Origin of the sequence: Stappia sp. BW2 (genome assembly GCF_008107695.1) — a bacterium.
Lineage (GTDB): Bacteria > Pseudomonadota > Alphaproteobacteria > Rhizobiales > Stappiaceae > Roseibium.
On sequence record NZ_VIRG01000057.1, the window covers coordinates 1 to 8,482 of the forward strand.

Below are 8,482 nucleotides of genomic sequence, written 5' to 3' on the forward strand. Positions count from 1 at the left end.
CGGCATGAACAAGTAGCCTACCACCTAACCTGACGGGATCGTCCAATCCGGACGAGGTTCGTGGATGAAGCCGAAAATGTCTGCTGCGCAACTTGAAGCGCGCCGGAAAGCAGGGCTCTCCACTACCGATCCGACACATGCATGCAGCGGCGCCATTTCGAACGCCAAACCAGACTGCGAAGAGAAGCGTGACCCGGACAAACGATCCTTGATCATTCAAAAGAAGGAAAACGAGCTTGACCCAGACACCCAATTAGAGAAGCTGCCGTTCGGCTACCGATCGAAGAACTGCTGGTTCATGAGCGTTCTATCCTCGTCCAATCTCGGCCGAGGAGACAACCAGAATTCTGCACGGCTTCCCGAACGCCTCTCCCTGGCGCCTGGTGCGTGCTTGCGATGCTCACGCCGCTTCTTTTTTCACGCAGTCCCGCTCGGCTACGCCTTGCCAGCGTTCTTCCGTACGAACTCAGTGAAGGTGTCCATCCAGGACTGGAAGAAGTCTTTGCTATCGTCGGCGAAGGCGCCGTCTTCATTCACAAGGTCGTCTTGCCACTGAATGTACATCTCGGGCTGGCCCAGTGTGGGCATGTCGAAGAAGGCAAGCGACGTTCTCAGATGTGATTGGGCGATCGCCGTGCCCGTGCTTCCGGGCGAGACGCCGACGGTGCCTGCGGGAAGGCCAGACCAGGAATTGTCACCATAGGGGCGCGAGCCGAGATCGAGGGCGTTCTTGAGCACGCCGGGCACCGAACGGTTGTATTCGGGCGTGACGATAAAGACACCGTTGGAGCCTTTCACTGCGGCCTTCATCTGCCGCACCGTATCAGCTTGGTTGTCGTCGTCATCCTGATTGTAGTGCGGGAGGTTGCCGATTGAGATTTCGAAAAACTCGAAATCATCGGGCGCAAGCCGGATCAGCGCCTCGGCGACAGTGCGGTTAAATGATTCCTTGCGCAGGCTGCCGATGAGGGTGGCAATACGATAGGTCATGGTCGGTCTCCTTTTGTGGTCGAAATTGGCGATCAGAGGCTGGGCTGTTTCTCGCGCAGCTCTGCATCGATCAGGTCTGGCAGTTCGGTGACGGCAATACCCTCTCGGTCATTGAACGTTCCTGCCTTGTCCCACGATACGCCACGGCCGATCGCGAAGGCGGCACGGTACTTGGCCATCATGTCGTTCGGGGTCTTTGCCAGTTCGTCCATCAGGAAGGGCACGGTCCACACCGACCGCTTGAACGGACGGCCGAGCGACGCCTCCAGCTTGTCCGCGACTTCGCCGTAGGTGACGGTGTCCCCGGCAAGGAAGACGATCTCGTTGCGGATGGTCGGCTCGAAGAACACGATCGCGGCGGTGAGCTTGCCGATGTCCTCGGGCGTCGTCAGGGTCACCGCAGTCTCGAGGCTACCAAGTGCGCGGACTTCGTCGTTCTTCAAGTCGACAACGCCGAACTCAGGTTCGAATAGATAGCTCATGAACATGCCGGTGGAGATAATGACCCACTCCATCTTGTCCTGCGAGCGCAGCAGTTCGCGCACGTCGAGCTGTGCGTCGAAGATGTCCTGCGGGCCACCACGGCCGATCGCCTCGAAATCGACGCCGAACTGCCACGGGAAATAGCGCGGAATACCGGATTGCAAGGCTGCCTTAGCAAGCTTCATCGGCGTGTTAATGCCCGCCGCATAGCCAACGCAGCCGATCACGGTGTCGTAGCCCGAGAACAAGGAGGCCAATTCGTCGATCGTATCGTTCACCAGGTCTGCGAGAACGATTTCGATGCCAGCCTCGCGGATCTCGGCGATGTCGCGCTGCTTGGCCGGGTCGCCCGATTCCACGGCGCTTTCGCGGAGGAGGACGCTGATCTTCGCGCCATCGCTGTCTTTCGCACGGCGCGCAAGGTTGCGCAGGACCGGCATCCCAAGCTCACCGGCGCCGAGCACCAGAATATTGTGTGACTTCACCTCGGATGGTGTATTTTCCATGTCTTGAACTCTTTCACAATTGGTTGCCTTCCCCATTTGGTGATCCATCGAAACCTGCGAAAGAACGGTACATGGATGATACTGCTGTCAGATCGTTGAGCCAGGAGGACATCCTGCGCTATTCGCAGACCGTTTGTGACGGGCTGAGGGAAGATGACGACGGACTGCGACGCGAGGTTCTGGCCCATGCCGGCAATCGCTGGTCGCTCGGCGTCATTCACACGCTCGGCGTTTACGGACAGCTTCGCCATACAGAGATCGGTCGGCGCATGCACGGCGTCACGCAACGGATGCTGACACGCACGCTTCGCCATCTGGAGCGGGACGGTCTTGTCATTCGCCATGATTTTGACGAGGTGGTGCCGCACGTCGAATATTCCCTCTCGGACGCTGGCCTCGAGCTGCTCATCCGGATGGTCCCGCTCTGGACCTGGATCGTCGACAACGCGGCGAGTTTCCGGCAGTCGAGGCAGGCCTTCGACGAGAAGAACGACGACGCCTGACGGCACGGCCCCCAGTTGAGCCAGTGAGGGCGGCAGCGCGTAGGTTTCGCGCAGCGCCAGTTACGGTTCGACCGACCGCCGCATCGCGTCCCGGAACAGCTCTGCGACTGGATTTGCCGGAAGCCCGTCCCTCTGCCGGGCGGAGTACATGCCAAGCTCCCAAACTGGGAAACGGCCGTTCCGAAGGGTGACGTCGAGCGCGGCGATCCGATGGGTTTCGATCAAAACGCGCGGCACCATCGCCAAACCGAACCCGCGTTCGACGAACTGGAGCAGCAGCGAGAAGTCGTCGACTTCGAACGAGGTAGTCCGATAGATAGTTTCGGCCGAGAAGACCTGATCGACCATCTGGCGCAGCCCCCACCGAGCCGTCAGATCTACGAAGCGCTCTTCCCGAATCGCCTCGAACCGAACATCCCGCTCGCCGACGAGGTGATGGTCCGCCGAGCCCACAATCGCCATAGGCGACGAAACCACCGACACGACGTCGAGCCCGCTGTGGTTCACGGCATAGGTCGGAATGAAGGCGAGGTCGACCGTTCCACGACGCAAATCGAGGCTCAGGTCGCTGGGGCGCGTCTCGCGCACGCTGATCTCCACGTTCGGGTAGACCGTCCGGAACTCGTGCATCAGGCGCGGGATGTCGAGGCTCGGAACGAGGCTCTGGATCATCGATACGACGATGCGTCCGGAAGCGCCGGCACGCACTTGTCCGATGGATCGCCGGGCGTCCCGAAGGGCCAATAACACGCGGCGCGCTTCGGGGAGAAAGGCCTGCCCCGCAGGGCTGAGTTCCACCCGGCGGGTGTTCCGGATGAAAAGCGAGGCACCCATCTCCGCTTCCAGCGATCTGATCGCTGACGAGAGACCGGATTGGACGATGCCGCATCGTTCGGCGGCCTTGCTGAAATGCTGTTCCTCAGCGGCCGCCACGAAAAGTTCGATTTGTCGGATTTCCATCGGCACTCCAATTGATCTCTCTGGGAGATAAAATCTATCCGATATATTCGTTTGAGCCAATGATGCGCTGCAAGTATAGCCGCGGGATGCAAACTTCAGATCGTTCCACCATGCCCGCCTGCAAGCCCGCCCTCGCATCGACACCCGTTGTCGAAGGTTCGAAGTTTCCCGCGATCCGCACGGCGCTGAGCATCTTGCTCGTGCTTCTCGCGGCGCTGAATCTTCGGCCGCTGCTGGCCAGCGTTGCCCCGTTGCTGCACGATATCCAGACTGACCTTGGCCTGTCGAACCTCTGGGTGAGCGTCCTGATGACCGTTCCGGTCGTCTGCCTCGGGATATTCGGGCCGCTGGCGGCGCCCCTGTCCCGCAGGTTCGGGCTCGAGGGGGTCCTTCTGGCCGCCGTCGCGACTGCTCTTGCTGGGGCGCTCCTGCGCTCGTTTGGGCTTGTGCCGCTCTATGTCGGCACCGTCCTCATCGGGGCAGGCATCTCGCTCCTCGGCATCCTCACGCCGGTCCTTATCAAGCGGGACTTCTCCGACAAGGTCGGCATGATGATGGGCCTTTTCGCGATGATGCTGGGCCTCGGCGCGGCGGCCTCGACGGCGGCCGTCATTCCCGTCACACAAGCCCTTGGCGGCCAGTGGGAGATGGGCCTTGCCGTCTGGATGCTGCCGCTGCTGCCAACGGCTTTGATCGCCGTGGCACTGCTGTCAATGGGGGACAACCGCAGTCGGTCGACCGCCCAGGAAAAGTTTAGGATCATGCACGACCCGTTGTCGTGGCAGATCATGGGCTTCTTCGCGCTGTTCGCGTCCCTGGCCTATGCTGTCATGAGTTGGGGCCCGTCGATGCTGATGGCCCGGGGGCTTGATCCCGAAACCAGTGGTTTCATCATGTCGATCTACTTCCTGGCTCAGATGCCGAGTGGACTTCTCGTGCCGATTATTGCCGGCAAGATGCGCGACCAGCGTCTCATCACGACCACGATGATTGTTGTGGGAACGATGGGTGCCATGGGCCTGCTGCTCGCTCCCGCCTGGAGTCTCCCCGGCATTGCCCTCGCGGTCGGCATCGGACAGGGCGGTGGCTTCGCGATGGCCCTTACCCTCATCGTGCTCCGAGCCGGAACGCCGCAGGTGGCAGCGAAACTCTCCGGCGTCGTTCAGAGTGTCGGCTACGTCATAGGCGGCCTTGTCGGTCCCTTCGCGGTGGGGCTGCTTCACGATATGACAGGTGACTGGTCGGTCGTGGCGTTCTTCTTTGCCTTCGTTGGCACGGCTTCACTTATCCTCGGTTACCGAGCCAGCCGCAATCGGACCATCGTGGTAGTCTGATGGCTCGGTTTTAATTCGGCATAGGCGTTCGATGCCGATCGGCGCGATTAGTCGCTGAAAGATTTAAAGCATATGGAGTCCCAGTGGTTCTGTTGCAAACTCTTCGCTAACCTGCGACCGATAATCAGCTCCCGATGTTTTGGGAGATGACCATGTTCAAGGGCCGCCATTTCGACCAGTCGATCATCTTGCTTTGCGTTCGCTGGTATCTGGCCTACGGCTTGAGCCTTCGGGACTTGAAGGAAATGATGGCCGAACGAGGCATCAGCGTGGATCATTCAACGATCCATCGCTGGGTCGTGCACTTCTCGCCTTTGATTTTGGACTGCTTCAATCGCAGAAAACGGGCTGTGACTGGCAAATGGCATGCAGATGAGACCTACATCAAGGTGAGGGGTCAATGGATGTACCTCTATCGGGCCATCGACAGCGTCGGAGACACCGTTGATTTCTGGTTTAGCAAACAGCGGGACCTGGCCGCAGCCAAGCGGTTCTTCACAAAGGCTATTGAACGGCATGGGCGTCCACAGCGCATTGTGATTGACGGTAGCCAGACCAACAGGGCCCAGTCGGCCCGAAGCTGCGATTTTGGCCAACTCGCAGAACGTTGTGGGAACACGGCGCGGAGAATTGACCCGAGAAGTGCCCGGTCGTGACATTGCGCTCCAATTTGAGGAGCGTTTTGATGAGTGCGGGTATTTCGAGTTCGGACATTGTCGGCCAATGGAGCCTGAGCTTCGCCGACATTGATTTCATCAATTCCAAACCGGCCGCGACGAGGCTCGGCTTGGCCTCGCAGTTGAAGTTTTTCAGCGCACGCGGCTTTTTTGCTGACGATGGCACATTGATCCCAAACGATGCTGTCGAATACTTGGCTGAGCAGATCGGCGTCCGAGCCGACGAACTGTCCAGCTACGATTTCGGCGGGAGAACAGCACGTCGGCGTCACGACACGAAAGTGCGGGATTTGTCCGGCTTTTGGAAACATAGTAAGAACTTGGCTGCTGAAGGCGTCAGATTCGGAAGAGCTTTCGTTGGCAATTGCGCAACGGGTAATTTGCCGCTCATCCTAAAGTGAAGTTCTAGCCGCAAATGCTGCCATGACGAAAGAGCCGTGGATGTTTCCAGTTCCGTTGGACGCTGTAATCTTCGATATGGATGGATTGTTGCTGGATACCGAAAGGCTTTACCGGACGGCAATCTTCGGCGCATGTGAAGACCTTGGTCATAACATGCAAGATTCGCTTCATCTCAGCCTCGTCGGCACTCCGAAGGAGATCGGGGATGCGAAGCTGAGGGCCCACTTTGGCGATGATTTCGCGATTGATGCATACCATGAAAAATGCCGAATTCGATTTCACACCTTGTGCGCGACGAATATGCCGTTGCGTCATGGCGCGAGCGACATACTTGACTGGTTGAAAGAGCTTAACATTCCGAGGGCCGTAGCCACCTCCACCCCTCGGGTGCTTGCTCTGGATCATCTCGATAGAGCTGGGATCATTGATCGAATTGATGCCGTCGTAACGCGAACGGACGTCGAATTTGGCAAGCCGCACCCTGAGACGTTCCTCAAGGCCGCTGCCGCAGTGGGCGGCCGTCCTTCGCACTGCCTTGCTTTGGAAGATTCCTATAACGGCATCCGTGCCGCAACCGCCGCAGGCATGGTCACGGTCATGGTGCCAGATATGCTGCCGCCAACGGAGGAAATCCGTCGTTTGGGCGTATCCGTCGCACCGAGCCTTCATTGCGTGCTTTCGGATTTGCAGTCCAGCATCTAGTTATAGCGAACTGCCCTTATTCGGCGGTCGGATTGTGAACAGCCCAGAATCTGGCTCAATTTATTTGACGCTACCTGGTGCCCCAAACTCACATACAATTCGAATGAGATCTGATTAATTGCGACGGGATCGCAATCATCCGTCTTGAGTTCAAGGGCTTCCTTTTCGGTGTTGGTATGCTCGCCGGAGCGTACATGACATTATTCTGATTTAAGTGCCTCGTAGAGTGCTGTCTTCCCGACTTTCACTCGGGCCGCAGCCTCCCTCACGTTGAGACCGGCTGCAAGATGCTGGCGTGCCTTTGCAAGTTTATCAGGTGTCACGACTGCCTGCCGACCGCCGCGTCGGCCACGGTCCTTTGCAGCTTTTAGACCTGCTCTGGTTCTCTCCTGGATCAAATCACGTTCGAACTGAGCGAGTGCTCCGAACAGGTGGAATACCAAACGGCCGCCTGAGGTCGTGGTATCGATGTTTTCGGTTATCGACCGGAAGCCGACGCCCTTGGCTTCCAAATCGGTGATGACCTCGATCAGGTGCTTCATCGACCGGCCGAGACGGTCAAGCTTCCAGACCGTCAACGTGTCGCCTTCTCGCGCGTAGCGGATAGCATCAGACAGGCCGGGCCGATCGGTTTTCGCACCTGATGCTTTGTCCTCGAACAGTTTTTCACAACCCACATTGCGCAGGGCGTCGAGTTGCAACGCCGAATCCTGGTCCCCGGTTGAGACCCTTGCATAGCCAATCGCTGTCATAAAGCGCAATTTGTCCGTTTTCTCATTCAATGCGGACAATGTCCGATTTGCCGTTGAATAGCAAGGTTTGCGGACAACATCTGTGGATACCGCAAAACGTCCGTTTGTCGGACAGCCATTTTCCAGTTCGCTGCACCTGAGCAACGAAACTGGAGCACCTGAGAATGGCACGAAGGACATTGTTGAGCGAGGCATGGTGGCAGCAAGCGACAACCATCCCGGATGACGACAGGGAGATTGCCAAGCACTATACACTGGACCGATCCGACCTCGACCTCGTCATGCGGCAGAACAAGGCCGCCAATCGGTTAGGTCTTGCCTGTGTTCTAGCCACGCTGCGTTATCCTGGCCGACCACTTGCGGACGGCGAGATCCTGCCACCTGGCGTCCTCGGGTTTCTGGCACAGCAGATCGGTGTCGATCACCGCGAGATCGATCGCTATTTCGAGCGGCCGCAGACCCGGCGCGAACATCTTATTCTGCTTTTCGACCGAATGCAGATCCGACCGTTTGCTCCTTCGGATGTGAGGGTGCTGACTGGTTGGTTGACACCGGCTGCCCAAACACTCCGCCAGGCCGACAAATTAGCGGACATGGTGGTGAAGGAATTACGGCGCCGAAGACTTCTCCTGCCAACGCGGGCGGCGCTCGAAGCCATCATCCATGTCGCGATCCGGCGCGGTATCCGCATCGCTCATCGGGCTTTAGCCGGTGGGCTGTCAGATGATCAGAAGCTTGATCTCGACAGACTTCTCGATCTGCGGGAGGGGACGAGCGTGACCGTCCTTGCATGGGCGAGAACGCCGGCGTTGTCGCCAGCCGCCGCCAACCTCGACAGGGTCGCCGAGCGCATTCGCTTTCTGCGTTCGCTGAACCTGTCAGCGGCTTTGATGGAGCGGATTCCAGCGAAGGTCTTTGACGAACTCGCCGCCGAGGGCATGCGGATGAGCGCGCAGCATCTGCGCGACCTCAACTCCGAACGTCGGCACGCCGTCCTGGCTGCGACGGCGTTGCACCTTTCCCGTCACTTGACGGACTGCGCCATCGATATGTTCAAGAAGATCATGGGCATCCTGACCCGGCGGGCTGATAATCGGGCGGCCGCTCGCGTGACACGGTCGGTGCGGGAAGTGCAGAAACCGCTTAAGGATGTTTCGAAAGTCTGCCACGCGA

The 8,482-nt window shown here is 58.7% G+C and carries 9 protein-coding genes and 1 pseudogene; 6 read left to right on the forward strand and 4 right to left on the reverse strand.

Annotation, left to right across the window (positions count from 1 at the left end; translation table 11 throughout):
• Positions 1-435: 435 nt before the first annotated feature.
• Together FMN63_RS08130 and FMN63_RS08135 are read right to left on the reverse strand one after the other, a co-directional pair.
• The gene (locus FMN63_RS08130) at positions 436-990 is read right to left on the reverse strand and encodes an NADPH-dependent FMN reductase (RefSeq protein WP_148583470.1); all 555 of its coding nucleotides are present in this window, start codon (positions 988-990) and stop codon (positions 436-438) included.
• Between the two features lie 32 nt (positions 991-1,022).
• Positions 1,023-1,979, reverse strand: coding sequence for an aromatic alcohol reductase (locus tag FMN63_RS08135; RefSeq protein WP_148583471.1), 957 nt, complete (start codon positions 1,977-1,979; stop codon positions 1,023-1,025).
• Positions 1,980-2,050: 71 nt separating this feature from the next.
• Between FMN63_RS08135 and FMN63_RS08140 the strand changes: the two genes are divergently transcribed.
• Complete coding sequence (locus tag FMN63_RS08140) at positions 2,051-2,482, forward strand: winged helix-turn-helix transcriptional regulator (RefSeq protein ID WP_205513920.1); 432 nt, start codon at positions 2,051-2,053, stop codon at positions 2,480-2,482.
• 60 nt (positions 2,483-2,542) lie between these two features.
• Here FMN63_RS08140 and FMN63_RS08145 read toward each other — a convergent pair whose 3' ends face one another.
• Positions 2,543-3,442 (reverse strand): LysR family transcriptional regulator, encoded by a 900-nt coding sequence (locus FMN63_RS08145; RefSeq protein WP_162530003.1) that lies wholly within the window; start codon positions 3,440-3,442, stop codon positions 2,543-2,545.
• A 110-nt stretch (positions 3,443-3,552) separates the two neighbouring features.
• Between FMN63_RS08145 and FMN63_RS08150 the strand changes: the two genes are divergently transcribed.
• The 4 genes and pseudogenes from FMN63_RS08150 to FMN63_RS08165 all read left to right on the forward strand — a co-directional run bounded on the left by FMN63_RS08150 (position 3,553) and on the right by FMN63_RS08165 (position 6,557).
• Positions 3,553-4,776, forward strand: a complete 1,224-nt coding sequence (locus FMN63_RS08150) for an MFS transporter (RefSeq protein ID WP_162530004.1) — start codon at positions 3,553-3,555, stop codon at positions 4,774-4,776.
• Positions 4,777-4,928: 152 nt separating this feature from the next.
• Positions 4,929-5,343, forward strand: a pseudogene (locus tag FMN63_RS08155) (IS6 family transposase); the annotation flags it as partial.
• Between the two features lie 118 nt (positions 5,344-5,461).
• On the forward strand, positions 5,462-5,854 hold the full coding sequence (locus FMN63_RS08160) for a DUF4158 domain-containing protein (protein ID WP_205513924.1): 393 nt from the start codon (positions 5,462-5,464) through the stop codon (positions 5,852-5,854).
• A gap of 22 nt (positions 5,855-5,876) precedes the next feature.
• Positions 5,877-6,557, forward strand: a complete 681-nt coding sequence (locus FMN63_RS08165; RefSeq protein ID WP_286192558.1) for an HAD family hydrolase — start codon at positions 5,877-5,879, stop codon at positions 6,555-6,557.
• A gap of 200 nt (positions 6,558-6,757) precedes the next feature.
• Here FMN63_RS08165 and FMN63_RS08170 read toward each other — a convergent pair whose 3' ends face one another.
• Positions 6,758-7,309 (reverse strand): recombinase family protein, encoded by a 552-nt coding sequence (locus tag FMN63_RS08170; protein WP_148583477.1) that lies wholly within the window; start codon positions 7,307-7,309, stop codon positions 6,758-6,760.
• 164 nt (positions 7,310-7,473) lie between these two features.
• Between FMN63_RS08170 and FMN63_RS08175 the strand changes: the two genes are divergently transcribed.
• On the forward strand, positions 7,474-8,482 hold a 1,009-nt coding region (locus FMN63_RS08175), incomplete at its 3' end, for a DUF4158 domain-containing protein (protein ID WP_148583474.1).

Excerpts from the sequence above, each read along its gene's own strand:
- FMN63_RS08130 (WP_148583470.1), bottom strand. The coding sequence starts at position 990 with ATGACCTATCGTATTGCCACCCTCATCGGCAGCCTGCGCAAGGAATCA.
- FMN63_RS08135 (WP_148583471.1), bottom strand. The coding sequence starts at position 1,979 with ATGGAAAATACACCATCCGAGGTGAAGTCACACAATATTCTGGTGCTC.
- FMN63_RS08140 (WP_205513920.1), top strand. The coding sequence starts at position 2,051 with ATGGATGATACTGCTGTCAGATCGTTGAGCCAGGAGGACATCCTGCGC.
- FMN63_RS08145 (WP_162530003.1), bottom strand. The coding sequence starts at position 3,442 with ATGGAAATCCGACAAATCGAACTTTTCGTGGCGGCCGCTGAGGAACAG.
- FMN63_RS08150 (WP_162530004.1), top strand. The coding sequence starts at position 3,553 with ATGCCCGCCTGCAAGCCCGCCCTCGCATCGACACCCGTTGTCGAAGGT.
- FMN63_RS08160 (WP_205513924.1), top strand. The coding sequence starts at position 5,462 with ATGAGTGCGGGTATTTCGAGTTCGGACATTGTCGGCCAATGGAGCCTG.
- FMN63_RS08165 (WP_286192558.1), top strand. The coding sequence starts at position 5,877 with ATGACGAAAGAGCCGTGGATGTTTCCAGTTCCGTTGGACGCTGTAATC.
- FMN63_RS08170 (WP_148583477.1), bottom strand. The coding sequence starts at position 7,309 with ATGACAGCGATTGGCTATGCAAGGGTCTCAACCGGGGACCAGGATTCG.